The sequence below is a fragment of the Pseudomonas asiatica genome, assembly GCF_009932335.1.
Taxonomy (GTDB): Bacteria; Pseudomonadota; Gammaproteobacteria; order Pseudomonadales; family Pseudomonadaceae; genus Aquipseudomonas; species Aquipseudomonas asiatica.
In genome coordinates this window covers 366065-389156 of record NZ_BLJF01000001.1, presented here as the reverse complement: position 1 = coordinate 389156, position 23092 = coordinate 366065, and the positions used below count along the sequence as shown (strand labels likewise).

The 23092-nt window shown below is 63.8% G+C and carries 25 protein-coding genes; 6 read left to right on the top strand and 19 right to left on the bottom strand.

Going from position 1 to position 23092, the window contains the following annotated elements; genetic code table 11:
* Positions 1-367 precede the first annotated feature (367 nt).
* Positions 368-2077 carry a single-stranded-DNA-specific exonuclease RecJ gene (gene recJ / locus GYA95_RS01760; RefSeq protein WP_015269147.1) on the bottom strand — a complete coding sequence of 570 codons (1710 nt, stop codon included), beginning with the start codon at positions 2075-2077 and terminating at the stop codon, positions 368-370.
* Positions 2078-2085: 8 nt separating this feature from the next.
* A complete protein-coding gene (locus tag GYA95_RS01755; protein WP_015269146.1) occupies positions 2086-2628 on the bottom strand; it encodes a YaeQ family protein in 543 nt (180 codons plus the stop codon).
* 133 nt (positions 2629-2761) lie between these two features.
* On the opposite strand from GYA95_RS01755, the gene GYA95_RS01750 reads away from it, so the two are divergent.
* Complete coding sequence (locus GYA95_RS01750) at positions 2762-3961, top strand: CaiB/BaiF CoA transferase family protein (protein ID WP_015269145.1); 1200 nt, start codon at positions 2762-2764, stop codon at positions 3959-3961.
* Between the two features lie 20 nt (positions 3962-3981).
* Entirely contained in the window at positions 3982-4854 is an 873-nt protein-coding gene (locus GYA95_RS01745) for a TIGR02285 family protein (RefSeq protein ID WP_054573210.1), read from the top strand.
* A gap of 285 nt (positions 4855-5139) precedes the next feature.
* Here the strand turns inward: GYA95_RS01745 and GYA95_RS01740 are convergent, their stop codons facing one another.
* From GYA95_RS01740 to ffh, 12 genes are all read right to left on the bottom strand, one after another.
* A complete protein-coding gene (locus GYA95_RS01740) occupies positions 5140-5421 on the bottom strand; it encodes a DUF3509 domain-containing protein (RefSeq protein ID WP_015269143.1) in 282 nt (93 codons plus the stop codon).
* A gap of 79 nt (positions 5422-5500) precedes the next feature.
* Positions 5501-5920 carry a response regulator gene (locus tag GYA95_RS01735; protein WP_015269142.1) on the bottom strand — a complete coding sequence of 140 codons (420 nt, stop codon included), beginning with the start codon at positions 5918-5920 and terminating at the stop codon, positions 5501-5503.
* A gap of 220 nt (positions 5921-6140) precedes the next feature.
* Positions 6141-7550, bottom strand: coding sequence for a threonine synthase (thrC, locus tag GYA95_RS01730; RefSeq protein WP_010952565.1), 1410 nt, complete (start codon positions 7548-7550; stop codon positions 6141-6143).
* A 58-nt stretch (positions 7551-7608) separates the two neighbouring features.
* Positions 7609-8913, bottom strand: coding sequence for a homoserine dehydrogenase (locus GYA95_RS01725; protein ID WP_003259434.1), 1305 nt, complete (start codon positions 8911-8913; stop codon positions 7609-7611).
* Positions 8914-8996: 83 nt separating this feature from the next.
* Positions 8997-9740, bottom strand: a complete 744-nt coding sequence (locus GYA95_RS01720) for a DsbC family protein (RefSeq protein ID WP_003259432.1) — start codon at positions 9738-9740, stop codon at positions 8997-8999.
* A 153-nt stretch (positions 9741-9893) separates the two neighbouring features.
* Positions 9894-10790, bottom strand: a complete 897-nt coding sequence (xerD, locus tag GYA95_RS01715) for a site-specific tyrosine recombinase XerD (protein WP_015269141.1) — start codon at positions 10788-10790, stop codon at positions 9894-9896.
* 232 nt (positions 10791-11022) lie between these two features.
* Positions 11023-11430 carry an acyl-CoA thioesterase gene (locus tag GYA95_RS01710; RefSeq protein WP_015269140.1) on the bottom strand — a complete coding sequence of 136 codons (408 nt, stop codon included), beginning with the start codon at positions 11428-11430 and terminating at the stop codon, positions 11023-11025.
* Positions 11431-11523: 93 nt separating this feature from the next.
* Entirely contained in the window at positions 11524-11874 is a 351-nt protein-coding gene (rplS, locus tag GYA95_RS01705) for a 50S ribosomal protein L19 (protein ID WP_003252148.1), read from the bottom strand.
* Between the two features lie 42 nt (positions 11875-11916).
* The gene (trmD, locus tag GYA95_RS01700; protein WP_003252146.1) at positions 11917-12669 is read right to left on the bottom strand and encodes a tRNA (guanosine(37)-N1)-methyltransferase TrmD; all 753 of its coding nucleotides are present in this window, start codon (positions 12667-12669) and stop codon (positions 11917-11919) included.
* A gap of 3 nt (positions 12670-12672) precedes the next feature.
* Positions 12673-13209 (bottom strand): ribosome maturation factor RimM, encoded by a 537-nt coding sequence (rimM, locus tag GYA95_RS01695; protein ID WP_013971190.1) that lies wholly within the window; start codon positions 13207-13209, stop codon positions 12673-12675.
* Positions 13210-13214: 5 nt separating this feature from the next.
* On the bottom strand, positions 13215-13466 hold the full coding sequence (gene rpsP / locus GYA95_RS01690; protein ID WP_003259424.1) for a 30S ribosomal protein S16: 252 nt from the start codon (positions 13464-13466) through the stop codon (positions 13215-13217).
* A gap of 259 nt (positions 13467-13725) precedes the next feature.
* Positions 13726-15102, bottom strand: a complete 1377-nt coding sequence (ffh, locus tag GYA95_RS01685; RefSeq protein WP_013971189.1) for a signal recognition particle protein — start codon at positions 15100-15102, stop codon at positions 13726-13728.
* A gap of 324 nt (positions 15103-15426) precedes the next feature.
* Between ffh and GYA95_RS01680 the strand changes: the two genes are divergently transcribed.
* The 3 genes from GYA95_RS01680 to GYA95_RS01670 all read left to right on the top strand — a co-directional run bounded on the left by GYA95_RS01680 (position 15427) and on the right by GYA95_RS01670 (position 19028).
* A complete protein-coding gene (locus GYA95_RS01680) occupies positions 15427-16236 on the top strand; it encodes a cytochrome C assembly family protein (protein ID WP_015269139.1) in 810 nt (269 codons plus the stop codon).
* Between the two features lie 9 nt (positions 16237-16245).
* Positions 16246-17451, top strand: coding sequence for a transporter associated domain-containing protein (locus tag GYA95_RS01675; RefSeq protein WP_015269138.1), 1206 nt, complete (start codon positions 16246-16248; stop codon positions 17449-17451).
* 275 nt (positions 17452-17726) lie between these two features.
* The gene (locus GYA95_RS01670; protein WP_015269137.1) at positions 17727-19028 is read left to right on the top strand and encodes an MFS transporter; all 1302 of its coding nucleotides are present in this window, start codon (positions 17727-17729) and stop codon (positions 19026-19028) included.
* Positions 19029-19142: 114 nt separating this feature from the next.
* On the opposite strand, the gene purT is transcribed toward GYA95_RS01670, so the two are convergent.
* The 5 genes from purT to GYA95_RS01645 all read right to left on the bottom strand — a co-directional run bounded on the left by purT (position 19143) and on the right by GYA95_RS01645 (position 22406).
* Positions 19143-20324, bottom strand: a complete 1182-nt coding sequence (gene purT, locus GYA95_RS01665) for a formate-dependent phosphoribosylglycinamide formyltransferase (protein ID WP_013971185.1) — start codon at positions 20322-20324, stop codon at positions 19143-19145.
* A 76-nt stretch (positions 20325-20400) separates the two neighbouring features.
* Positions 20401-20868 carry a 7-cyano-7-deazaguanine/7-aminomethyl-7-deazaguanine transporter gene (locus GYA95_RS01660; protein WP_015269136.1) on the bottom strand — a complete coding sequence of 156 codons (468 nt, stop codon included), beginning with the start codon at positions 20866-20868 and terminating at the stop codon, positions 20401-20403.
* Between the two features lie 182 nt (positions 20869-21050).
* On the bottom strand, positions 21051-21248 hold the full coding sequence (locus GYA95_RS01655) for a DUF1289 domain-containing protein (protein WP_043935378.1): 198 nt from the start codon (positions 21246-21248) through the stop codon (positions 21051-21053).
* Positions 21238-21762: a gamma carbonic anhydrase family protein gene (locus GYA95_RS01650; RefSeq protein WP_015269134.1), complete on the bottom strand. Its 525-nt coding sequence runs from the start codon at positions 21760-21762 to the stop codon at positions 21238-21240. Before GYA95_RS01650 ends, GYA95_RS01655 begins: the two co-directional genes overlap by 11 nt.
* Before the next feature lie 44 nt (positions 21763-21806).
* Entirely contained in the window at positions 21807-22406 is a 600-nt protein-coding gene (locus GYA95_RS01645; protein WP_003252125.1) for a CoA pyrophosphatase, read from the bottom strand.
* A 124-nt stretch (positions 22407-22530) separates the two neighbouring features.
* Here GYA95_RS01645 and GYA95_RS01640 point away from each other — a divergent pair, with 124 nt between their 5' ends.
* On the top strand, positions 22531-23082 hold the full coding sequence (locus GYA95_RS01640) for an NUDIX hydrolase (protein ID WP_015269133.1): 552 nt from the start codon (positions 22531-22533) through the stop codon (positions 23080-23082).
* Positions 23083-23092 lie beyond the last annotated feature (10 nt).

Genomic DNA, 23092 nt, shown 5'->3' with positions numbered 1-23092 from the left:
ACAACTGCCACCCTTCGTGTGGAATCGGAGAGGCGGTCAATCAGCCATTCGCCAGCCCACAGGTACAGCGCAAGCCTTGAGCCCGGCTCAGGCCATGTGGGAGCGGGCGTGCCCGCGAAGAAGGCGACTCGGTGGCTGGCACCGGCTCTGCCGGTGTTCGCGGGCATGCCCGCTCCTACAGGTACGGTGCAAGCCTCAAGCGCGGCGCTGACCCTGTGCGAGCGGGCGTGCCCGCGAAGAAGGCGACTCAGTGGATGGCACCGGCTTCGCCGGTGTTCGCGGGCATGCCCGCTCCCACAGGGATCTTCACCTGGCATCAAGGCCTTGTGCCATACCTACAGAGTTGCGGAAGCCGCAGTACTTGCAGTCAGCGCGGCTCCATGTGGGCAATCATCAACTGCACACTTTCGTTGCCACGGAACTCGTTCACATCCAGCTTGTACGCCAACTCGACCCAACGCACCGTCGGGTTCGGCCACACTTCGCGGTCAATGCCAAAGGCAATGCCGTCCAGCCGCACCGAGCCGCACTCGCTCTTGAGCACCACCTTCAGGTGCCGCTCGCCCACCACGCGTTGCTCCACTAGCTGGAACACGCCATGGAACAGCGGCTCGGGGAAGTGCTGCCCCCAGGGCCCGGCATGGCGCAGGGCCTTGGCCAGGTCGAGGTGGAACTCCTCCACCGCCAGGCTGCCGTCGGACAACAGCCGACCGGTCAGGTCCTCTTCGCGCAGCTGGCGTCGCACTTCTTCATCGAACGCCTCGGCAAATGCCGGGAAATTGGCCTCGGGCAAAGACAACCCCGCCGCCATCGCGTGGCCGCCGAACTTGCTGATCAGTTGCGGGTGGCGCGCCGCCACGGCATCCAGCGCATCGCGAATATGGAACCCCGGCACCGAACGCGCCGACCCTTTGAGCATACCCTCGCCAGCGTCGGCGAAAGCGATGGTCGGCCGGTGGTAACGCTCCTTCAGGCGCGAAGCCAGAATACCGATAACCCCCTGGTGCCAGTCGGCATCGAACAGGCACAGGCCATATGGCATCGACTCGACAGGCAGGTCCTTGAGCTGGGCCAGGGCCTCGCGCTGCATGCCCTGTTCGATGGACTTGCGGTCCTGGTTCAGGTCGTCCAGCTGCTGGGCCATGTCCTGGGCCAGGGCCGCGTCTTCACACAGCAGGCATTCGATGCCCAGGCTCATGTCGTCCAGGCGCCCGGCAGCGTTCAGCCGCGGGCCGAGGATGAAGCCGAGGTCGGTCGAGGTGATACGCCGGTGATCGCGACGGGCCACTTCAAGAATGGCCTTCAGCCCCGGTCGGGCGCGGCCGGCACGAATGCGTTCGAGGCCCTGGTGCACCAGGATGCGGTTGTTGGCATCCAATGGCACCACGTCGGCGACGCTGCCCAGGGCAACCAGGTCGAGCAATTCGCCGATGTTCGGCTGCGGCTGCGTTTCGTAGCGCCCCAGGCTGCGCAGGCGCGCACGCAGGGCCATCAGCACGTAGAAGATCACCCCTACCCCGGCCAGCGCCTTGCTCGGGAAACTGCAGCCCGGCTGGTTGGGGTTGATGATGGCGTCGGCGTCGGGCAACTCCGCGCCCGGTAGGTGGTGGTCGGTGACCAGCACCTTGAGCCCGGCGGCTTTGGCAGCAGCCACACCCTCGACGCTGGAAATGCCGTTGTCCACGGTGATCAGCAGCTGCGGCTGGCGTTGCAGCGCCACCTCGACGATTTCCGGGGTCAGGCCGTAGCCGTATTCGAAGCGGTTGGGCACAAGGTAGTCGACATGGGCCGCGCCCAGCAGGCGCAGGCCCAGCACGCCGACAGTACTGGCAGTGGCGCCGTCGGCATCGAAGTCGCCGACGATGAGGATGCGCTGGCGCTGGTCGATAGCCTCGACCAGCAGATCCACGCCGGCCTCGATGCCCTTGAGCTGCTGGTACGGCAGCAGGCGCGCGAGGCTTTTGTCCAGCTCGGCCTCGCTCTGCACGCCGCGCGCGGCGTACAGGCGGGTCAGCAAGGGTGGCAGGTTACCCAGGAATGGCAGGGTCGGCGGCAGCGGGCGAGGTTCGATACGCATGGGGTGCTTCAGCCGCGCTCACCAAGCAGCCAGTCCAGCTGCACTTCGTGCTGGCCACGGTCGTCGGTGACGAACAAGGTGCCTTCACTGATCATCACGTCCCACTTGATGGTGCGGGGCATGTCGGTGGCGAGGGTTTCCAGCACCTCTTGCGGCACCGCGGCGATGTTCAGGTTCTTCAGGCCCTTGACCGCATCTACCACCTTGTTCTGCCATACGCGCAGGCTGCCGTAGGCCAGCAGGCTGGTGCGCTCGGTGCGGCGCGAGCACCAAGTCAGTCGGTCGGCGTCCGGCTGGCCTACCTCGATCCAGTGCAGGATGCGATCGTCCAGGCTCTTTTCCCACAGCGCCGCCTCGTCCACGTCGGACAGGCCACGGCCGAACGACAGGTTTTCGTTGTACCAGAGGGCGTAGGCCAGCAAGCGTACGGCCATGCGTTCTTCGGTTTCCGAAGGGTGGCGGGCAATGGTTTGACGGACGTTTTCGTACACGCCGCGGTCGAGGTCGGTCAGGTTCAGTTCGAATTTGTAGGTGGTGGACGGCTGGGCCATGGTCGACGGGCTTCTTGCGCAGAGAAAAAGTGACACAGTCTAACCGATACTGCCCTTCGTTGCCCCGCAGCAGTATCTGCCGCTTCGGACCTATGATAAAACCACGCATCTGCCCAGCTGCCACGGATGCCCCATGACTACGCCCAGCAAACCCCTCGCCGGTCTTAAGGTTGTCGAACTCGGCACCCTCATCGCTGGCCCGTTCGCCTCGCGTATCTGTGCCGAATTCGGCGCCGAGGTGATCAAGGTCGAATCGCCCGATGGCGGCGACCCGTTGCGCAAATGGCGCAAGCTGTACGAGGGCACCTCGCTGTGGTGGTTCGTGCAGGCCCGCAACAAGCAGTCGCTCACCCTCAACCTCAAGCACCCAGAGGGCCGCGAGATTCTAAAACGCCTGCTGGCCGACGCCGACATCCTGATCGAGAACTTCCGCCCGGGCGTGCTGGAAAAACTCGGCCTGGGCTGGGACGTGCTGCACGCGCTCAACCCGCGCCTGGTAATGGTGCGCCTGTCGGGCTTCGGCCAGACCGGGCCGATGAAGGACCAGCCGGGCTTCGGCGCCGTGGGCGAGTCGATGGGCGGCCTGCGCTACATCACCGGCTTCGACGACCGCCCACCGGTGCGCACGGGTATTTCCATCGGTGACTCGATTGCTGCCCTGTGGGGTGTGATCGGTGCACTGATGGCGCTGCGACACCGGGAAGTCAACGGCGGCCAGGGCCAGGTGGTAGACGTGGCCCTGTACGAAGCGATCTTCGCCATGATGGAAAGCATGGTCCCGGAGTTCGATGTGTTCGGCTTTATCCGCGAACGTACCGGCAACATCATGCCAGGCATCACGCCCTCCTCCATTCACACCAGCGCCGACGGCAAGCATGTACAGATCGGCGCCAACGGCGATGCGATCTTCAAGCGCTTCATGCAAGCCATTGGCCGCACCGACCTGGCCGACGACCCGACCCTGGCCACCAACGATGGCCGCGACCTGCGCCGTGACGAGCTGTACGGGGTAATCGACCGCTGGGCCAACAGCCTGCCGCTGGAGCAACTGATACAGGTGCTGAACGCCGCCGAAGTACCGGCCAGCCGCATCTATTCGGCCGAGGACATGTTCAATGACCCGCAGTACCTGGCACGCGAAATGTTCCTGCAGGCCAAGCTGCCGGACGGCAAGCCATTCCGCATGCCGGGGATCGTGCCCAAGCTGTCGGACACCCCCGGCTCTACCGAGTGGGTAGGCCCGGCGCTGGGCGAACACACCGAGGCACTGCTCGGCACCCTGGGCTACGACGCGGCGGCCATCGCCAGCCTGCGCGCAGCAGGCACGGTCTGACCCTGGCGCGGCCCTGGTCCATGCGCGCTGCCCGTTGCCTATGTCACCTGGTCCTGCTGTGCGGGCTGCTGCCTGCACTGCTGCAGCCAGCCAGCGCCAAGGAGCGCATCTTCTGGCTGGTGCGCGACCTGCCGCCGTTCACCATTCTGGAAGGGCCGGAAAAAGGCCAAGGGGTGATCGACCAGTTGCTGCCCCTGCTGATCAGGCAGATGCCCGAGTACGACCACAGCATCCTGCGGGTCAACCGCGCCCGCGGCATCCAGATGCTGCAGGACCCGAAAAGTTTCACCTGCGACCCGACCCTGCTGTGGACGCCGGAACGCGCCGAATATGTGAGGTTTTCCGTGCCTTCCCTGGGCGTGCTCAGTGGCGGCCTGGTGCTGCGCAAGGAAAGCGAGGCGCTGGTGGCGCCTTACCTCGACGGCCAGGAGGTAGACCTGCTCAACCTGCTGAGCAAGACCCCACTGAAGCTGGGTGTTGTCGCCGAGCGCAGCTATGGCACACAGATCGACGCCATCCTGCGCCAGTTGCCCGACACCGCGTTCAGCCGCCACTACGGCAACGACGCCACCGCCAACCTGCTGCAGATGCAACAGCTCGGGCGCCTGCGCATGGTGCTCGGCTACTGGCCCGAGGTGCGCTACCTGGTCGACCTGCAAGGCGGGGCGCTGGCTGACTACCAGTTTCACCCTGTGAAAGGGGTAAACCGCTACCAGTTTCTGCATGTGGGCTGTTCAAACAGCGAGCTGGGGCGTGAAGCCATTGCGCACATCGACCAGCTGCTGCCTGCCCTGCGTCGGGATGTGTTGCCGGGGTTGTATGCACGCTGGCTGGACCCGGCGTTGCAGGAAGACTACCTGGAAGAGAGCAAGCGCTTCTTCGAAGACCACTAGCTGCCCGATCGGCCCCTGTAGGAGCGGCCTTGTGTCGCGATGGGGCGCGTAGCGGCCCCACATTTTCAGCTTCGCCGCAAAGATTGCCGGGGCCGCTTTGCGGCCCATCGCGACACAAGGCCGCTCCTACAAGGACATGTGCCTGCCCCCCAAGAAAAGAAACCCCGGGCGCTGGGGAAACACGCCCGGGGCCAAGCAAAAGCCCTTGGGGGCTTCCCGTGACAGCCTTGCCAGCGCCGGAGCAAAGCACTGGCCAGGCTGCCCCTACAGTGTCTGATAAACCACTCAGGCAAAGGTTCCATGGGGTTGCTGACGCTGCTGCAATGCCGCGATCACACAGGGCTGCAAACGCCCTTCGGCGATCTGCAGGTCACGGTGAAGGCCATCCACCAGGTCGACCAACAGGCGTTGTTCCTGCAACTGGCGTTCGCTCACCGTGCGCCGCAAGGTGATGCCGGCGAGGCGGTCATGAACGGTCAGTTGGCGATTACCCTGGGCATCGGCGACGCCGAGGTGGGTCTGATAGGGGGTCAGGGCTTCGTTGAGCAGTCTGCAGATTCTTTCCATCCGGATCACTCGCTGCGTGGTGGGATATAGAGGAACTGACCAACAGACGCAGCGGAAAGTTCGTTACACCGCGGCTGCTTCAGTGAGCATGCGGGGCGGGCGTGACAGTTTGAATACGCCGCCACGGGCGCACCTGCAGTGCCTGCAGAGCTCGCTGCAGGCATGGCATCGACAGTGGCCAGGACAGTTCCGCGAGCACCCACAGGCCCCGGTTTCTGGCCTCTTGGGCAAGGTTGCGGCGCTTGGGGGTAGCCTGGCCGACGAACAGCAAAGCACGAGTTCGGTGCTGCTGTTCGAGCAAGGCAAGGCCGGCCCGGGTTGGCATGGCGTGGTCAAGGATCAGCAGATCGGGGCGGTGATCGGCGTTCAGGCAGGCGTCGAGGTCTGCACTGGTTTCGCTGATGCGCACATGGAACATGCCCTGAGCGTTGAGGGCCTGGTGCAGGAGGATCTGATGGGATGGGCGAGCCTGGTGGATCAACACGTAGGGCTGGTGCATGAGCCGCTCCTGATGGGAGGACCGGCTAATTTAGGCGTTGCGCTGGGCGGCCTGAATAGGATGTTTCTGATGGAGCAGTGGGAAGATTCGGATAATTAGGGCTGCTCCGCAGCCCATCGCCGACAAGCCAGCTCCCACAGGGATTGCACATGACCTTGGGTCTATGCGGTCGGGGTGGGAGCTGGCTTGCCAGCGATGGGCCGTAGTGCGGCCCCGATGCTTACAAAGGCTTGCCGCGGTTACCATGCTGGCTGACAAAGCCCTGCACGGCCTTCAGGTCATTGGCCAGCACCGTGCAACGCTCTTCACGGCTGAACAGGTCGCTGAGGTGCGCTGGCAGCTCCAGCGCCTTGCCAACACCGGCCTTCTCCACCGCTTCCGGGAACTTGACCGGGTGCGCGGTGCCCAGCACCACCATCGGCGTGTCCAGGCTGCGGCGGCACTCGCGGGCGGCCTTGACGCCGATAGCGGTGTGCGGGTCGAGCACTTCGCCGGTAGCGGCGAACACTTCGGCGATGGTTTCGCAGGTCTGCTCGTCGCTCACTGCCAGCGAGTCGAACAGCTTGCGCGCTTCGGTCCAGCGGTCTTGCTCGACGCTGAAGCCGCCACCTTGCTTGAAGTTGGCCATCAGCTCGGCAATGGCGCCGCCGTTGCGGCCGTGCAGGTCGAACAGCAGGCGCTCGAAGTTGGACGAGACCATGATGTCCATCGACGGCGACAGGGTCGCGTGCAAAGTTTCCTTGACGTACTGGTTGCCGCTCATGAAGCGGTGCAGGATGTCGTTGCGGTTGGTGGCGACGATCAGCTGGCTGACCGGCAGGCCCATGTTACGTGCCAGGTAGCCGGCGAAGATGTCGCCGAAGTTGCCGGTCGGCACCGAGAACGCCACGGAACGCGCCGGGCCACCCAGCTGCAGGGCAGCGTGGAAGTAGTAGACGATCTGGGCCATGATCCGCGCCCAGTTGATCGAGTTGACCGCAACCAGGCGGGTGCCCTTGAGGAACGACTGGTCGGCGAAGCTGGCCTTGACCATTTCCTGGCAGTCGTCGAAGTTGCCTTCGATGGCGATGTTGTGGATGTTGTCGCCGAAGATGGTGGTCATTTGCCGGCGCTGCACTTCCGACACGCGCTGGTGCGGGTGCAGGATGAAGATGTCGACGTTGTCGCAACGGCGGCAACCTTCGATGGCGGCGGAACCGGTGTCACCACTGGTGGCGCCGATGATCACCACGCGCTCGTTGCGCTTGGCCAGCACGTGGTCCAGCAGGCGGCCGAGCAGTTGCAGGGCGAAGTCCTTGAACGCCAGGGTCGGGCCGTGGAACAGCTCCAGCACCCACTCGTTGCTGTTCAATTGACGCAGCGGGGCAACCGCGGCGTGGGCGAACTCGCCGTAGGTTTCCTCGAGGATCTTCTTGAAGTCGGCGTCGGCGATGCTGCCTTCGACGAACGGGCGCATCACCCGGAAAGCAAGTTCGTGGTACGGCAGGCCAGCCCACGAGGCGATTTCTTCCTGGGTGAAGCGTGGCAGGTTTTCCGGGACGTACAGGCCGCCGTCGCTGGCCAGGCCAGCCAGCAGGACGTCTTCGAAATTGAGGGCCGGAGCCTGGCCGCGGGTACTGATATAGCGCATGGGTGCAAACCTTCGATACTGGGGCCGGGGCCGCGCTGGCGGCCCCACGGCACTATTGTTAGTTGAGCTGCTCGACGCGAATGCGCACGACCTTGCCGATGACGTCCTGCAGGGCTTCCAGGGCGACGATGGCGTCGTTGATGCGCTGCTCGACCACGCGATGGGTCAGCAGGATCATCGGCACCAGGCCGTCCTGTTCCTCGGCTTCCTTCTGCATGATCGACTCGATGTTGATGCCACGCTCCGAGAGGATGCTGGCCACCTGGGCCAGTACGCCAGGGTGATCCTTGGCCTGGATGCGCAGGTAGTAGGCACTTTCGCAGGCTTCGATCGGCAGGATCGGGTGGGCCGACAGCGAATCCGGCTGGAAGGCCAGGTGCGGTACGCGGTTTTCCGGGTCGGAGGTCATGGCACGGACCACATCCACCAGATCACCGACCACCGACGAAGCGGTAGGCTCCATGCCGGCACCGGCGCCGTAGTACAGGGTGGAGCCGGCAGCGTCGCCGTTGACCATGACGGCGTTCATCACGCCGTTGACGTTGGCGATCAGGCGGTCGGCCGGGATCAGCGTCGGGTGTACGCGCAGCTCGATACCTTCGGCAGTGCGGCGGGCCACACCCAGGTGCTTGATGCGGTAGCCCAGGGCCTCGGCATAGTTCACGTCAGCAGTGGTCAGCTGGGTGATGCCTTCGGTGTAGGCCTTGTCGAATTGCAGCGGGATGCCGAAAGCGATCGAGGCCAGGATGGTCAGCTTGTGCGCGGCATCGATGCCTTCAACGTCGAAGGTCGGGTCGGCTTCGGCGTAACCCAGCGCCTGGGCTTCGGCCAGCACGTCCGGGAAGGCGCGGCCCTTCTCACGCATTTCGGTGAGGATGAAGTTGCCGGTGCCGTTAATGATGCCGGCCAGCCAGTTGATGTGGTTGGCCGACAGGCCTTCGCGGATGGCCTTGATCACCGGGATGCCACCGGCCACGGCCGCTTCGAAGGCGACGATCACGCCCTTCTCGCGGGCCTTGGCGAAGATTTCGTTGCCGTGCACGGCAATCAGCGCCTTGTTGGCGGTGACCACGTGCTTGCCGTTTTCGATGGCCTTGAGCACCAGTTCGCGGGCCACGGTGTAGCCACCGATCAGCTCGATGACAATGTCGATCTCCGGGTTGCTCGCAACTTCGAACACATCAGCGGTAATGGGGGTACCGGTAATCTGGCAGTTCGGGTTCTGCGAGCGCATGGCAATCTGTGCCACTTCAATACCGCGCCCGGCACGGCGGGCGATCTCCTCGGCGTTGCGCTGAAGTACATTGAAGGTTCCGCCACCGACGGTCCCCAACCCACAGATGCCTACTTTGACCGGTTTCACTGTGAACTCCCCATTGAACGGCCGGCACCTATGCCGACCGTGAAACATGCCGTCACCCCATGACGACGGCGTACTGAATTGGATTACTTGGCCAATGCCAGCTTGGCGACCTGCGGTGCCGGCTGGTAGCCCGGAATGACCTGGCCGCTTTCAAGGACGATCGCCGGCGTGCCGTTGACGCCGATCGACTGGCCCAGCTGGAACTGCTTGCTGACCGGGTTGGCGCACTTGGCGGCCTTGATTTCCTCACCCTCGACCATCTTGTCCATCGCCGCACGGCGGTCGCTGGAACACCAGACGGCCTGCAACTGCTGGTCACCCGACGAACCGAGGCCCTGACGCGGGAAGGCGACATAGCGCACTTCGATACCGCGGCGGTTGAGCTCGGGCACCTCGGCGTGCAGCTTGTGGCAGTACGGGCAGGTGGTGTCGGTGAACACGGTGATGTGCGACTTGGTCTCGCCTTTGGCAGGATAAACCACCATCTCGGCGGCTGGAATGCCGTTGATGAGCTTGGCAATGCCCAGGCGCTCGGTCTTCTCGGTGAGGTTGACCGGCTTGCCGTCCTGGATCTGGAACAGGTAGCCCTGCATCACGAACTGGCCGTCGCCGCTGGCATACAGCACGCGGCCGCCCTGCAGCTTGACTTCATACAGGCCACTGACCGGGCTGCTGGCCACGCTTTCGACGGGCACTTCCAGCTCGAGGTTCTGCAATGACTTACGGATGGCCTGCTCGGCAGCAGCATTGCTATCGGTTGCCGCGGCAGCGGCAAAGGTACTGGCCAGCGCCAACGCGGCGGCGGCGAAAAACTGGGTCACGCGCATGGGAACTCCTGAAGGCGGACAGGGGCCGGAGGGCGCCACCTGCGGAAAATACGCGGTGACCGTGCGGCCCTTGGTGCAAACCGCTCAAGCCTACCACATCACACCGCCAGTGAAGGGCCTTGCAAGGACCAGTCGGCGGAACATGAAAAACATTCATCCACGCGGGTGGTGCTGGGCATGCAATTGCTGCAGGCGGGCCTTGGCGACATGGGTGTAGATCTGCGTGGTCGAAAGGTCACTATGGCCCAGCAGCATCTGCACCACGCGAAGGTCGGCACCATGGTTGAGCAGATGAGTAGCGAAGGCATGGCGCAGGGTATGCGGCGACAGCGGTTTGTCGATACCGGCGACCCGCGCATGATGCTTGATGCGATGCCAGAAGGTCTGGCGGGTCATCTGCTCGCCACGCTGGCTGGGGAACAAGACATCGCTGGGGCGGCCATTGAGCAGTTCGGCGCGGCCATCGCGCAGGTAGCGTTGCAACCAAAGCACCGCCTCTTCGCCCATGGGCACCAGGCGCTCCTTGCTGCCCTTGCCCATCACCCGCAGCACGCCCTGGCGCAGGTTGACCTGATCGAGGGCCAGGCTGACCAGTTCGGTGACCCGCAGGCCGCAGGCGTAGAGGACTTCGAGCATGGCGCGGTCACGCTGGCCAATGGCTTCGCTCAGGTCCGGGGCCTGCAGCAAGGCTTCGACGTCGGCTTCGGACAACGACTTGGGCAGCGGCTTGCCCAGTTGCGGCATGTCGACTTGCAGGGTCGGGTCGATGGCCACCAGCTTTTCCCGCAGCAGGTAGCGGAAGAAACCGCGCAGGCCGGACAGGAAGCGTGCCGTGGAGCGCGGCTTGTAGCCTTGGTCGAGGCGCCAGGCCAGGTGGTCGAGAATCAGGTCGCGACCGGCATCGGGCAAGCTGACGCCGTGTTCCTGCAACCAGCCGTTGAACAGGGCCAGGTCGCTGCGGTAGGACATGCGGGTGTTGTCGGACAGGCCCTTTTCAAGCCACAGGGCGTCGAGGAACTGGTCGATCAGGGGGTGGTCTAGGGCGGGCATTCGGGGCTGCTGGGTGTTGGAGGTGGGGCTAGTGTTTCACAGCAGCTGACAAGTTGTCGTGCCCAATCAGGGGCTTGGGCAGCTGACGCGGGCCTTGTAGGAGCGGCCTTGTGTCGCGATGGGCTGCACAGCAGCCCCAGGATTCCAAGGGCTGTACCATCTTGGGGCTGCTGTGCAGCCCATCGCGACACAAGGCCGCTCCTACAGGGGCCGCGTCAGGCCCAGGATGGGCTCAGGCCTGGGGCATAACCGGCACCGGCCGCTTGTCCTCGTCGATGGCGACGAAGCTGAACACCCCGTGAATCGCTCGCTCGCGCCCATCCAGGTACATGTTCTCGACGAACACATCCACCTGCACCTGCAAGCTGGTATTACCCACCTTGATGACCGTCCCCACCAGCTCGACGATCGAGCCCGCCGGGATCGGGTGCTTGAAGTCGATGCGGTCAGTGGACACGGTCACCAGTGGCAGGCGGCAGAAGCGCGTGGCAGCAATGAACGACACTTCGTCCATCCAGGCCAGGGCGGTGCCGCCGAACAGGGTGTTGTGGTGGTTGGTGGTGTTGGGGAACACCGCCTTGGTCACGCGGGTCACCGACAGCTCGGTGCGGCGCAGGATTTCCTGCTCTCGGGTAGTCATGGCAATCACATCTTCGGGGGTCAAAACGCAAAAAAGCAGCCCGAAGGCTGCTTTTTTCTCGCTAGGCGGCCTCGGCCACCGGGCAAACTGCACTCAGGACAGTTTTTCCTTGATGCGAGCGGCTTTGCCGGACAGGTCGCGCAGGTAGTACAGTTTGGCTTTACGCACGTCACCACGACGTTTCACGGCCAGGCTGTCGATTTGCGGGCTGTAGGTCTGGAAGGTACGCTCTACGCCAACGCCGCTGGAGATCTTGCGCACGGTGAAGGCGCTGTTCAGACCGCGGTTACGCTTGGCGATAACGACGCCTTCGAACGCCTGCAGACGGGAACGCTCACCTTCCTTCACTTTAACCTGAACGACAACGGTGTCGCCTGGTGCGAAGGTCGGGATTTCCTTGCTCATCTGCTCGGCTTCGAGCTGCTGGATGATCTTGTTGGTCATGCTGTGCTCCTAAGATGGATACGTGATCCACCATCGATACGTTTAACTATCGTCCCGCTCGCGGAGATATTCCTCGAGCAGCTTCTTCTCTTCTCCAGAAAGCGAGCGACTTTCCAGAAGATCGGCGCGTCGTTCGAAGGTCCTACCAAGGGACTGCTTCATTCTCCAACGCCGGATGTGTGCATGGTTGCCACTTAGCAACACGTCGGGAACACGCTGATCCGCATACACCTCAGGTCGGGTGTAGTGCGGGCAATCGAGCAGACCGTCGGTGAAGGAATCTTCTTCCGCCGAGTCCACATGCCCTAAAGCTCCGGGCAGCAGCCGTGTAACCGCATCGATCAGTACCATGGCCGGCAGCTCGCCACCGGAAAGCACATAGTCGCCAATCGACCACTCCTCATCGACATGAGCCTCGATAAAGCGCTCGTCGATGCCTTCATAACGACCGGCGATCAGGATCAACGATTCCTGTTCGGCCAGGCCTTTGACCGCCTGCTGAGTCAGCTTGCGGCCTTGTGGCGAAAGGTAGATCACCTTCGCCGCTGCTCCGGTCGCTTGCCTGGCGCTAACCAGGGCGTCTTCCAGAGGCTTGATTTTCATCACCATGCCCGGACCACCGCCAAACGGCCGATCATCCACCGTGTGGTGACGATCTGTGGTGTAGTCCCGCGGGTTCCAGCAAGTCACCTGAAGCAACCCCTGTTTCACCGCGCGGCTGGTAATGCCGTACTCCGTGATGGCCGAGAACATCTCGGGGAACAACGTGATGACGTCTACGCGAAGGTTACCCATCGTTTAGAAGTCCGCGTCCCATTCAACCCGCATCACGCCTGCTTCCAGGTCGACGTCGAGCACGCATTGCGCCGTATAGGGCAACAGACGCTCGCGATCATCCAGGCTGCCTGCGCAGGGCTTGACCACCATTACATCGTTCGCACCGGTCTCCAACAGGTGATCGACCTTGCCGAACAGTTGTTCGTCCTGGTTGATGACCTTCAGGCCGACCAACTGGTACCAGTAGTACTCGTCAGCAGCCAGGTTGGGCAAAAGGCTCCGCGGAATGCAGATTTCGTAACCGCTCAGAAGACGGGCTTCATCGCGATCATCGAGGCCTTTCAGCTTCACGACCAGGCCCTTCTGGGAGCCACGACCGTTGACCAGCTCGACCTGCTTTACCTTGCCTTCGTGCCGAAGCGTCCAGCGCGGATAATCCAACAGGTTTTCAATCGGATCGGTAAAGGAATACACCTTCACCTCGCCGCGAACGCCGTGAACCGAAAAAATCTTGCCAACGACGATGAGGTCGTCAGCCTTTTCTGGCGTCGCGTTCATACTACTCAGGCAGCAGCCTTGGCAGCGTCCTTCAGCAGCTGAGCAACGCGCTCAGACGGCTGTGCACCCTGGCTCAGCCAGTAGTTGACGCGCTCTTGGTTGACCGACAGCTTGACTTCGGCGCCAGCAGCGATCGGGTTGAAGAAACCTACGCGCTCAACGAAACGGCCGTCACGGGCGTTACGCGAGTTGGTCACGGTCAGGTGGTAGAATGGGCGCTTTTTCGAGCCGCCACGGGCCAGACGAATGGTTACCATGTGAACATCGTTCCTATAGTCGGTGCTGCAGTTGATACAGCAGCTGGTACTGCAAATCTGAATGCCAAATAGGCACACGGGTGCCCAAAAGGCCGCATATTCTCGGGGAATACACGGACATTTGCAAATGACTTTTTCGGCAAGGCCCTGCCCTGCCGTCCAGATCTGCCGGTTGAGCCGCGAAATCCGCGGCCATTGCCCCGCCACGGCGGGGGTTCTGGGCGCCTGCCGGACAAACGGCAGGCCCCCGGAATAGGGGTTACAGCTTCGGCATGCCGCCGCCCGGCAGCATCCCGCCAAGGCCGCGCATCATCTTGGCCATGCCGCCCTTGGCGGAGAATTTCTTCATCATCTTCTGCATTTGCTTGTGCTGCTTGATCAGGCGGCCGACGTCCTGCACCTGGGTGCCGGAACCGATGGCAATGCGGCGCTTGCGCGAGCCGCTGATCAGCTCCGGATCACGGCGCTCGGCCGGGGTCATGGAGTTGATGATCGCTTCCATCTGCTTGAACTGCTTCTCGGCGGCGCCCTGGGCGTTGCCCATCTGCGACAGGTTGACCCCGCCGATGCTCGGTAGCTTGTCCATCAGGCCGCCGAGGCCGCCCATGTTCTTCATCTGCTGCAGCTGGTCACGGAAGTCTTCGAGATCGAAGCCCTTGCCCTTCTTCAGCTTCTTGGCCAGCTTGTCGGCCTTGGCCTTGTCGATGTTCTGCTCGGCCTGCTCGATCAGGCTGAGCACGTCACCCATGCCGAGGATGCGCGAGGCGACGCGGTCGGGGTGGAACGGTTCGAGGGCTTCGGTCTTCTCGCCCATACCGATGAACTTGATCGGCTTGCCGGTGATGGCACGCACCGACAGCGCGGCACCGCCACGGGCGTCACCGTCGACCTTGGTCAGCACCACGCCGGTCAGCGGCAGCGCCTCGCCAAAGGCCTTGGCGGTGTTGGCCGCGTCCTGGCCGGTCATGGCGTCGACCACGAACAGGGTCTCGATCGGCTTGACCGCGGCATGCAGCGCCTTGATCTCGTCCATCATGTCGGCGTCGATGTGCAGACGGCCGGCGGTGTCGACGATGACCACGTCGATGAACTTCAGCTTGGCTTCGCGGATGGCCGCTTCAGCGATGGCCACCGGCTTCTGGCTGATGTCGGACGGGAAGAAGGTTACGCCGATGTCGTTGGCCAGGGTTTCCAGCTGCTTGATCGCCGCCGGGCGGTAGACGTCGGCGGACACCACCATCACGCTCTTTTTCTTGCGCTCCTTGAGGAAGCGCGCCAGCTTGCCGGCGGTGGTGGTCTTACCGGCACCCTGCAAGCCGGCCATCAACACCACGGCTGGCGGAGCGGCGTTCAGTGCGAGGTCTTCGTTGGCCGCGCCCATCAGGCTTTCCAGCTCGGCCTGGACGATCTTCACGAACGCCTGGCCTGGGGTCAGGCTGCGCGACACTTCGGTGCCGACTGCACGGTCCTTGACGCTGTTGACGAAATCCTTGACCACCGGCAGGGCAACGTCGGCCTCGAGCAGGGCCATGCGCACTTCGCGCAGCGTGTCCTTGATGTTGTCTTCGGTCAGCTTGGCCTTGCCGGTGACATGGCGCAGCGTCTGTGACAGGCGGTCGGTCAGGTTTTCGAACATGGTGATCCTTTCAGGCCCAGTAAAAGCCGAGGTTTGTCAGGCGCCCAGGGGGGAATGCATACCCGCCGGACACAGCAAGGCGGCGATTATAGCGAAGTGCGGCGGCGGCGCACACCTTGCTGGCGGCCGGGTAGATATTCGGTGGCTGTGCCGGCCTCTTCGCGGGTGAACCTGCTCCCACAGGAACATCACCATCCTGAAGAGCGGCGCGATCCCTGTGGGAGCGGGCGCGCCCGCGAATGCCGCACCGCAGTCTGCCAGTCTTCCTAGACCAGCGCGATCTATGCCAAACTCCGTCTCTTTAAGGCTCGCCAACCAGGACTTATGTTCTCCTCACCCAGCCTCATCCCCAACCTGATCGCCGCCGGCCTATATATAGCAGCGGCCATCTACCAGGGCTCTTACCTTGCCCAGAACCGCAAGGCCGACAAGCGCCTGCTTGCCCTGCTGGGTACCTTCGCGGTACTCGCCCAGGCCGGTGCGCTGTTCTTCCAGCTGATCACCCCGCTGGGCCTGAGCCTGGACTTCTTCAGTGCCGCCAGCCTGATCGCGGTGGCCGTCATCGCCCTGACCCTGCTGGCCTGCTTGCGCATACCCGTGGAAAACCTGCTGGTGCTGCTGTTCCCGCTGGGCGCGGTGACCGCGCTGCTGGCCCAGTTCGCGCCCCCCGGCACGGTGCCGCTGGTCAACGAAGAGCCGGGCATCCTCGCGCATATCCTGCTGTCGATCCTGGCCTATGGGCTGTTCACCATTGCGGTGTTCCAGGCCCTGCTGTTGCTGCTGCAAGACCGCCAACTGAAGAACAAGCACCCGTCCGGGCTGATCCGCAACTTCCCGCCGCTGCAAACCATGGAAAGCCTGCTGTTCGGCTTCCTCTGGGCTGGCTGGTGCCTGCTGTCGCTGTCGCTGATCTCCGGTTGGCTGTTCCTCGACAACCTGTTCGCCCAGCACCTGGTACACAAGACCCTGCTGGCCTGTATCGCCTGGGTGGTGTTCAGCGTGCTGCTGTGGGGCCGTACCCGCCTGGGCTGGCGTGGCCACAAGGCCATCCGCTGGACGCTGGCCGGTTTCTGCCTGCTGATGCTGGCCTATTTCGGCAGCAAGCTGGTTCGCGAATTCATCCTGCATATCTGACGGCCGCCCATGGATACCCTGCCGTACGCACCGCTATTCGGCACCCTGGCACTGGCCCTGTTGTGGTCGGCGCTGTTCACCGCGGTGGACGCCGCCCGCCTGCAACTCAATGGCACGCTGCGCACCGGCGAGGACGGCCAGCCCGTGCTGCCGGCCCAGGCCCTGGTGCTGTGCGCCAGCCTGGGCAAGCTGCTGGTACTGGGCCTGGCCTGCCTGCTTGGCCAGCGCCATAGCGGCGAGCACGGCTTCTGGCTGGCCGGGTTGGCCGCCACCCTCGTCCTGCTGGTATTTGCCGAATACCTGCCGCGGCGCCTGGCCCGGCGCAACCCGCAGGCGTTCGTCAGCCTCGGCACCAGCCTGCTGAAAGTACCCCTCGCCCTGCTGCAACCGCTAGCCTGCCTGCTGGATGGCATTGCCAAGCTGATCCTGCGTCCGTTCCGCGTGCAACCCACGGCCGTGGCCCTGCACCCGCAGGAAGCCGACGAATTCGACGAGGATGAGGAACACGAAGCACCGCGCCACGGCCTGCTCGACGGCCTGCAGTCACTGGACAAGATGACCGTCAACGACATCCTGGTACCGCGCAACGAAGTGGACGGCATCAGCCTCGACGAGCCGATCGAACGCATCATCGAGCAACTGATCGTCAGCCGCCACACCCGCCTGCCGGTGTACCACAGCGACATCAACCAGGTTGAAGCTATCCTCAATACCAAGCTGATCAGCCACCTGCTGCCCAAGGCCGAGCTGACCCTGGAGATGCTGCTCGGCGCCTGCTACGAGCCCTATTTCGTGCCCGAGAGCACGCCCCTGCAAATGCAGCTGCTGAACTTCCACAAGCAGCAGCGCCGCCTGGGCGTGGTGGTGGACGAGTACGGCGAAGTGCTGGGCATCGTCACCCTGGAAGACATCCTCGAAGAGATCGTTGGCGAGTTCGAGGATGAACACAGCCTGGACAACCCCCACGTGCACCCGCAGCCCGATGGCACTTTCGTCATCGACGGCACTGCTTCGCTGCGCGAGATCAACCGCAGCCTGGGCTGGCACCTGCCCTGCGACGGCGGGCCGAAAACCCTCAACGGGCTGGTCACCGAAGCGCTGGAAAGCATCCCGGAAAGCGCCGTTTGCCTGAAGATCGGCCGCTATCGCCTGGAAATCCTCGAAACAGAGGACAATTGTGCCAGCAAGGTACTGGTGTGGACCGTGACCCGATAGCTATACTCGGGTCACGCTTACCCAGCCCCGCCGTCCCGCCTGCTACCCGCACCCGGCGCTCCACGGCCAGTCCGCTCCACTGACACGCCCCGCGGTCCTGCTTCAACACCCCGAACAGTGCCCGCCCCCGCCCCTATCCCCCTTGGGCTATCGTCAGTCGGGCGCACACAACAACAAAACGCTCCGGCGCCCGCGCCACCGTGCCTGCCCTTTTGCATTGCACACCGCGGGGCTTATCCCAATGGAGCCGGACCAGACTGTCAGGGACCTATTCAATGACAACCAGCAGCACCTATGCCGAAGCGCCTGCCGCGCCGGTCAACTCGCCCGCGCGGGTAGCCACCGCCAGCTTCATCGGCACCGCCATCGAGTTCTACGATTTCTACGTCTACGCCACTGCCGCCGCCCTGGTGATCGGCCCGGTGTTCTTCCCGTCCGGGTCAGGCACCGCGCAGATGCTGGCGGCCTTCCTCACCTTCGGTATCGCCTTCCTGGCGCGCCCGCTGGGCTCGGCACTGTTCGGCCACTTTGGCGACCGTATCGGCCGCAAGTCGACCCTGGTCGCCTCGCTGCTGCTGATGGGCGTGTCCACCACAGCCATCGGCGTGCTGCCGGGCTATGACAGCATTGGTGTATGGGCGCCGATCATCCTCTGCCTGCTGCGCTTTGGCCAAGGCCTGGGCCTGGGTGGCGAATGGGGTGGCGCGGCCTTGCTGGCCACCGAGAACGCGCCCGAAGGCAAGCGCGCCTGGTTCGGCATGTTCCCGCAGCTGGGCCCGTCGATCGGCTTTTTGGCCGCCAACGGCCTGTTCCTGAGCCTGGCCCTGGTACTCAGCGACGAGCAGTTCCGCGAGTGGGGCTGGCGCATTCCGTTCCTGCTCAGCGCCGCGCTGGTACTGGTGGGCCTGTATGTGCGCCTGAAGCTTGAAGAAAGCCCGGTGTTCGCCAAGGCCGTCGCCCGCCACGAGCGGGTGAAAATGCCGGTGGTCGACCTGTTTTCCAGATACTGGCTGCCGACCCTGCTGGGCGCAGCGGCGATGGTGGTGTGCTACGCGCTGTTCTACATCTCCACGGTGTTCTCGCTGAGCTATGGCGTGACCACGCTGGGCTACAGCCGCGAGACGTTCCTTGGCCTGCTGTGCTTCGCGGTAGTGTTCATGGCCCTGGCCACACCACTGTCGGCCTGGCTCAGCGACCGCTACGGGCGCAAACCGGTGCTGATCGTCGGCGGCCTGCTGGCGGTGGCCTCGGGCTTTACCATGGAGCCGCTGCTGACTTCGGGGTCGACCGCAGGCGTGGCGCTGTTCCTGGCCATCGAACTGTTCCTGATGGGCGTGACCTTTGCGCCGATGGGGGCACTGCTGCCTGAACTGTTCCCGACCCACGTGCGTTATACCGGCGCTTCGGCGGCCTATAACCTGGGCGGCATCGTCGGCGCCTCGGCGGCACCGTTCTTTGCCCAGAAGCTGGTGAGCATGGGTGGGTTGAGCTGGGTGGGGGGTTATGTTTCGGTGGCGGCGGTGATCAGCTTGATTGCCGTGCTGTGCCTGAAAGAGACCCGCAATACGCAGCTGTAAGTAAATGGGGCCGCGTTGCGGCCCTTCGCGGGCACGCCCGCTCCCACAGGGGTAGCGCCGAAACCTGTGGGAGCGGGCGTGCCCGCGAAGGGCTGCAACGCAGCCCCAATCGGATCAGAACTCGACCTTGACCGCCTGCGAAGCACGGGTCGCCTTGGCACGCGCCGCTTCGACCGATTCGTCACGCGCCAGACACACGCCCATGCGGCGGGTACCGTTGATTTCCGGCTTGCCGAACAGGCGAATGGCGGTATCCGGCTCGCTCAGCGCCGCACCCAGGTTGGCAAAGCTGGTCTGCTGCGACTGCCCCTCGGGCAAGATCACCGCCGAAGCCGAAGGGCCGAACTGGCGCACAACCGGAATTGGCAGGCCAAGAATGGCGCGGGCATGCAGGGCAAACTGCGACAGGTCCTGGGAAATCAGGGTCACCAGGCCGGTGTCATGCGGGCGCGGCGAGACTTCGCTGAACCACACCTGGTCGCCCTTCACGAACAGTTCCACGCCAAACAGGCCACGACCGCCCAGGGCATCGGTGACCGCCTTGGCCACCCGCTGCGACTCGGCCAGCGCCTTCGGGCTCATGGCCTGCGGCTGCCACGATTCCTGGTAGTCACCCTTCTCCTGGCGGTGGCCGACTGGCTCGAGGAAGGTGGTGCCACCGACGTGGCGCACGGTCAGCAGGGTGATTTCGTATTCGAAGTCGATGAAGCCCTCGACGATGACCCGGCCTTTGCCGGCGCGGCCGCCTTCCTGGGCGTAGGCCCACGACTTCTGCAGGTCGGCATCGCTGCGCAGCAGGCTCTGGCCCTTGCCCGACGAGCTCATCACCGGTTTGACCACGCATGGGTAGCCAACATCGGCCACGGCCTTGGCGTAGTCTTCGTAGGTGTCGGCGAAGTGGTACGGCGAGGTTGGCAGGTCCAGTTCTTCGGCGGCCAGGCGGCGGATGCCTTCACGGTTCATGGTGAGCTGGGTGGCGCGGGCGGTCGGCACCACGTTGAAGCCTTCGTTTTCCAGCTCGACCAAGGTGGCGGTGGCGATGGCTTCGATTTCAGGGACGATGTAGTGCGGCTTCTCGGCCTCGATCACCGCGCGCAGGGCCACGCCATCGAGCATGTTGACCACGTGGCTGCGGTGCGCCACCTGCATCGCCGGGGCATTGGCGTAGCGGTCGACGGCGATCACTTCGACGCCCAGGCGCTGCAGCTCGATCACCACTTCCTTGCCCAGCTCGCCACAGCCGCAGAGCAGTACACGGGTCGCAGTGGGCGACAAGGGGGTTCCGATACGGGTCATTTCAGGTCCTCGAAGGCTTCCGGGGCCGCACCAGGCTTGGCGCCGCCCGCTGAAAAAGGACCGCTATTCTACACCATCAACCCGCCACGGCGGCCCGCCGAGCGCGAAATGCCATGGCCAGCCACACGGCGGTGACACCGGCGAATTTCGAGGCCATGGCGGTGCCGATCACGGCTGGGGTCAGGGCGCCGATCATGCCGAAGAAGATGAAGGTGTCCACCGGGATGCTCAGTGCCGAGCTCAGCCACAGGCGGTCGCGCAGCGGTCGGCGGGTAACGCTGAACACCAGCCAGTCGATCAGTTCGGAAATGAAGAACGCGGTAGCACTGGCCAGGGCGATGGCTGGCTCCGAGGTGACATAGGACAGCACCAGCGCCACCAGCATGGCGACCAGGGCGCCATGGCCGAAGCGGGTCTGCACCATGTCGCGCAGGATGAACACCAGGCCACCCCAGGCGGACCAGATGATGTCCAGGTGCGGCGCGCTGGAGAAGGCGTAGTTGATCAGCACTACGCTGCTGATGTAGGCAATCAGATAGAACATTGGCGGGTGGTCTGTGGGCAAGCCGCACAGATTACCGCTGGCTTGTTCGCGGGTAAACCCGCAGGCACAGGACATGTAGGAGCAGCCTTGCGCTGCGAAGAGGCCACATCTGCAAACGATCACCTTTTGCCTTGCTGGCCTCTTCGCAGCACAAGGCTGCTCCTACAGGGGGGCGCGTCAGCCTACAGGATGAGGCCAGCCTCCACGGCCCTTTCATGGCAACGCTTGAGCACAGCCCGGCGCTCGTCGTTGTCCATCCGCCCCCAGCGGCTGATTTCCGCCACGCTTCGCTGGCAACCGGTGCAGATATCCTGCTCGTCCAGTGCACAGATGCTCACGCACGGCGAGGCCACCGGCCGCTCCACTACATCACTCATCATCAACCACCAACTCCCGTGCATAACGCTGGGCATTGTGCACGTAATGCGCGGCACTGGCTTCAAGCATGCGTTTCTGCTGTTCGGTCAGCTCGCGCACCACCTTGCCCGGCGAACCCATCACCAGCGAACCGTCGGGGATCTCCTTGCCTTCTGCAATCAGCGCATTGGCGCCAATGATGCAATGCTTGCCGATACGCGCGCCATTGAGGATGACCGCGTTGATACCGACCAGGCTGTAGTCGCCCACCGTGCAACCATGCAGCATGGCGTTGTGGCCAACGGTCACGCCCTTGCCCAGGGTCAGCGGCGAGCCCATGTCAGTGTGCATCACCGTGCCATCCTGCACGTTGCTGCCTTCGCCAATGTCGATCAGCTCGTTGTCCCCGCGCAGCACCGCGCCAAACCACACGCTGGCATCGGCCTGCAGGCGCACCTTGCCAATCAGCGTGGCGTTGGGTGCGGCCCAACTGGTGGGGTGGCTCTCGACCCGCAGGTCGCCCAGGCGGTATTTCATGCTTGCTCCTCAGGCTGCAACGCAGACGACGGGGTTGGCCCCGCTCAGTTTTCGATGTAACGCTCCGGGGGCTGGTGCAGGCTGATGCCGGCATCGAACAGCAGGTTGACCAGTTCGACGATCATGATCGCCGACAACCCCCAGATCTTGTATTCGCCATAGCGATAGCTGGGCACATACCAGCTGCGCCCCTGGTAATCGATACGATGGGTATGGTCGCGCGGGTCCTGGCGGAAGAATTCCAGCGGCACGGTGAATACTGCCGCGATCTCGGCATCATTGGCACGGTATTCGACAAAATCGGGGATGAGCCCGACGAATGGCGTCACTTTCAGGCCGTGCAGCGAAATCAGCGGGCTGAGCGGGCCGATCACTTCCACCAGGCCTGGTGGCAGGCCAATTTCTTCTTCGGCTTCACGTAGCGCGGTGAACACCAGGTCCGGGTCTTCCGGGTCGCGGCGGCCACCGGGAAAAGCCACTTCGCCGCCGTGGGTGGACAGGCCCTTGGCGCGCAGGGTCAGGACCAGCTCGGGCGCTTCGCTGCGGGTAATGGGCAAGAGGACCGCCGCTTCGGGGAACCGCCGGTCGGTTTCCAGTGATGCGGGTTGGTGGTTGCTCATTCGGCGAAGTAGCTCGTCCAGCATTGCGCACGCTCATATCCAAGGCCTGCCTTGCATGATGCACCAAAGGCGCGAAGCACCCAAGCCCCGTGCGCTTGCGACGGCACGGCCGGCGCGCCAAGATAGCCCGGAGCAAAAGGAACGACACATGAAATTCTGCAGCGCGTGCGGCCAGCCGGTCACTCAGCGGATCCCCGAGGGCGACAGCCGCCTGCGGTATGTCTGCGAGGTTTGCCAGACCATCCACTACCAGAACCCCAACATCGTCGCCGGCGTGTTGCCGACCTGGGGCAACCAGGTGTTGCTGTGCCGGCGCGCCATCGAGCCACGCCGCGGCTTCTGGACCCTGCCCGCCGGTTTCATGGAAAACGGCGAAACCCTGGACCAGGCCGCCCGTCGCGAAACCGTCGAGGAGGCCTGCGCCCGGGTCGGCAGCATGAGCCTGTACCAACTGTTCGACCTGCCACACATCAACCAGGTGCACGTGTTCTTCCGCGCCGAGCTTGCGGACCTCGATTTCGCTGTCGGTGTCGAAAGCCTGGAGGTGCGGCTGTTCGAGGAACATGAGATTCCGTGGGGCGAGCTGGCTTTCCGCACCGTCACTCGCACACTAGAATGCTACTATCGCGATCGCATCAGGCAGCACTACCCCATAGGCCATGAATACCTGCCGCCGATGAACGTCTCGCCCACCACCTAGAAGCCTTCAG

Bases quoted from the DNA above. Each gene is read 5' to 3' on its own strand.
- GYA95_RS01740 (WP_015269143.1), bottom strand. From the start codon at position 5,421: ATGGAAAGAATCTGCAGACTGCTCAACGAAGCCCTGACCCCCTATCAG.
- GYA95_RS01675 (WP_015269138.1), top strand. From the start codon at position 16,246: ATGGATACCCTGCCGTACGCACCGCTATTCGGCACCCTGGCACTGGCC.
- GYA95_RS01755 (WP_015269146.1), bottom strand. From the start codon at position 2,628: ATGGCCCAGCCGTCCACCACCTACAAATTCGAACTGAACCTGACCGAC.
- xerD (WP_015269141.1), bottom strand. From the start codon at position 10,790: ATGCCCGCCCTAGACCACCCCCTGATCGACCAGTTCCTCGACGCCCTG.
- thrC (WP_010952565.1), bottom strand. From the start codon at position 7,550: ATGCGCTATATCAGTACCCGCGGCCAGGCTCCGGCCCTCAATTTCGAA.
- rimM (WP_013971190.1), bottom strand. From the start codon at position 13,209: ATGAACGCGACGCCAGAAAAGGCTGACGACCTCATCGTCGTTGGCAAG.
- GYA95_RS01640 (WP_015269133.1), top strand. From the start codon at position 22,531: ATGAAATTCTGCAGCGCGTGCGGCCAGCCGGTCACTCAGCGGATCCCC.
- GYA95_RS01650 (WP_015269134.1), bottom strand. From the start codon at position 21,762: ATGAAATACCGCCTGGGCGACCTGCGGGTCGAGAGCCACCCCACCAGT.
- purT (WP_013971185.1), bottom strand. From the start codon at position 20,324: ATGACCCGTATCGGAACCCCCTTGTCGCCCACTGCGACCCGTGTACTG.
- ffh (WP_013971189.1), bottom strand. From the start codon at position 15,102: ATGTTCGAAAACCTGACCGACCGCCTGTCACAGACGCTGCGCCATGTC.
- GYA95_RS01680 (WP_015269139.1), top strand. From the start codon at position 15,427: ATGTTCTCCTCACCCAGCCTCATCCCCAACCTGATCGCCGCCGGCCTA.
- GYA95_RS01745 (WP_054573210.1), top strand. From the start codon at position 3,982: ATGCGCGCTGCCCGTTGCCTATGTCACCTGGTCCTGCTGTGCGGGCTG.
- trmD (WP_003252146.1), bottom strand. From the start codon at position 12,669: ATGGGTAACCTTCGCGTAGACGTCATCACGTTGTTCCCCGAGATGTTC.
- GYA95_RS01670 (WP_015269137.1), top strand. From the start codon at position 17,727: ATGACAACCAGCAGCACCTATGCCGAAGCGCCTGCCGCGCCGGTCAAC.
- GYA95_RS01645 (WP_003252125.1), bottom strand. From the start codon at position 22,406: ATGCTGGACGAGCTACTTCGCCGAATGAGCAACCACCAACCCGCATCA.
- GYA95_RS01735 (WP_015269142.1), bottom strand. From the start codon at position 5,920: ATGCACCAGCCCTACGTGTTGATCCACCAGGCTCGCCCATCCCATCAG.
- GYA95_RS01660 (WP_015269136.1), bottom strand. From the start codon at position 20,868: ATGTTCTATCTGATTGCCTACATCAGCAGCGTAGTGCTGATCAACTAC.
- GYA95_RS01720 (WP_003259432.1), bottom strand. From the start codon at position 9,740: ATGCGCGTGACCCAGTTTTTCGCCGCCGCCGCGTTGGCGCTGGCCAGT.
- recJ (WP_015269147.1), bottom strand. From the start codon at position 2,077: ATGCGTATCGAACCTCGCCCGCTGCCGCCGACCCTGCCATTCCTGGGT.
- GYA95_RS01750 (WP_015269145.1), top strand. From the start codon at position 2,762: ATGACTACGCCCAGCAAACCCCTCGCCGGTCTTAAGGTTGTCGAACTC.
- rplS (WP_003252148.1), bottom strand. From the start codon at position 11,874: ATGACCAACAAGATCATCCAGCAGCTCGAAGCCGAGCAGATGAGCAAG.
- rpsP (WP_003259424.1), bottom strand. From the start codon at position 13,466: ATGGTAACCATTCGTCTGGCCCGTGGCGGCTCGAAAAAGCGCCCATTC.
- GYA95_RS01710 (WP_015269140.1), bottom strand. From the start codon at position 11,430: ATGACTACCCGAGAGCAGGAAATCCTGCGCCGCACCGAGCTGTCGGTG.
- GYA95_RS01655 (WP_043935378.1), bottom strand. From the start codon at position 21,248: ATGATGAGTGATGTAGTGGAGCGGCCGGTGGCCTCGCCGTGCGTGAGC.